Origin of the sequence: Tsukamurella pseudospumae, from assembly GCF_001575195.1 — a bacterium.
Taxonomy (GTDB): domain Bacteria; phylum Actinomycetota; class Actinomycetes; order Mycobacteriales; family Mycobacteriaceae; genus Tsukamurella; species Tsukamurella pseudospumae.
In genome coordinates, this window is sequence record NZ_LSRF01000035.1 from 1 (window position 1) to 1,640 (window position 1,640).

The 1,640-nt window shown below is 55.1% G+C and carries 1 rRNA gene; it reads left to right on the plus strand.

Annotated elements, in window-relative coordinates:
* A 23S ribosomal RNA gene (locus tag AXK60_RS12840) occupies positions 1-1,640 on the plus strand; the annotation flags it as partial.

Genomic DNA, 1,640 nt, shown 5'->3' on the forward strand with positions numbered 1-1,640 from the left:
TGCAGCGTCACGTGTTTCTTGCCGGAGGTAGAGCTACTGGATGGCCGATGGGCCCTCACAGGTTACTGACGTCAGCCAAACTCCGAATGCCGGTAAGTGAGAACGTGGCAGTGAGACTGCGGGGGATAAGCTTCGTAGTCGAGAGGGAAACAGCCCAGATCGCCGGCTAAGGCCCCTAAGCGTGTACTAAGTGGAAAAGGATGTCCGGTCGCGAAGACAACCAGGAGGTTGGCTTAGAAGCAGCCACCCTTGAAAGAGTGCGTAATAGCTCACTGGTCTAGTGGCTGGGCGCCGACAATTTAGCGGGGCTCAAGTACACCGCCGAAGCCGCGGCACTCACATCTTTGGTGTGGGTGGGTAGGGGAGCGTCGTGCAGCCGTAGAAGCAGCAGGGTGACCTAGTTGTGGAGGCTGTGCGAGTGAGAATGCAGGCATGAGTAGCGAATGACACGTGAGAAACGTGTCCTCCGGATGACCAAGGGTTCCTGGGCTAGGTTAATCCTCCCAGGGTGAGTCGGGACCTAAGGCGAGGCCGACAGGCGTAGTCGATGGACAACGGGTTGATATTCCCGTACCCGTGTCAGATCGCCCCTGATGAATCAGTTGTACTAACCGTCCTGAAGCTTACGGATCACCTTCGGGTGACAGTTGAGTGGATGCACGGGACCTCGGCTGGTAGTAGTCAAGCGATGGGGTGACGCAGGAAGGTAGTGGGGCCAGTCAGTGGTTGTACTGGTGTAAGCCTGTAGGGCGAGATCTAGGCAAATCCGGATCTCACATAGCCTGAGAGGTGATGCGTAGCCGTTGCGGTGAATTCCATGATCCTATGCTGCCGAGAAAAGCCTCTAGCGAGATCTGATGTGGCCCGTACCCCAAACCAACACAGGTGGTCAGGTAGAGAATACCAAGGAGATCGAGAGAACTGTGGTTAAGGAACTCGGCAAAATGCCCCCGTAACTTCGGGAGAAGGGGGACCTCGCATTGTGACCGGATTTACTCCGTGAGCGGTGTGGGGTCGCAGAGACCAGAGAGAAGCGACTGTTTACTAAAAACACAGGTCCATGCGAAGTCGTAAGACGATGTATATGGACTGACGCCTGCCCGGTGCTGGAAGGTTAAGAGGACCGGTTAGCCGTAAGGCGAAGCTGAGAATTTAAGCCCCAGTAAACGGCGGTGGTAACTATAACCATCCTAAGGTAGCGAAATTCCTTGTCGGGTAAGTTCCGACCTGCACGAATGGCGTAACGACTTCTCTGCTGTCTCAACCACAGACTCGGCGAAATTGCAGTACGAGTAAAGATGCTCGTTACGCGCGGCAGGACGAAAAGACCCCGGGACCTTCACTATAGCTTGGTATTGGTGTTCGGTTCGGTTTGTGTAGGATAGGTGGGAGACTGTGAAGCGGGCACGCCAGTGTTCGTGGAGTCGTTGTTGAAATACCACTCTGATCGTATTGGATACCTCAACCTCGGACCATGATCTGGTTCAGGGACAGTGCCTGGTGGGTAGTTTAACTGGGGCGGTTGCCTCCCAAAATGTAACGGAGGCGCCCAAAGGTTCCCTCAGCCTGGTTGGCAATCAGGTGTTGAGTGCAAGTGCACAAGGGAGCTTGACTGTGAGACTGACAGGTCGAGCAGGGAC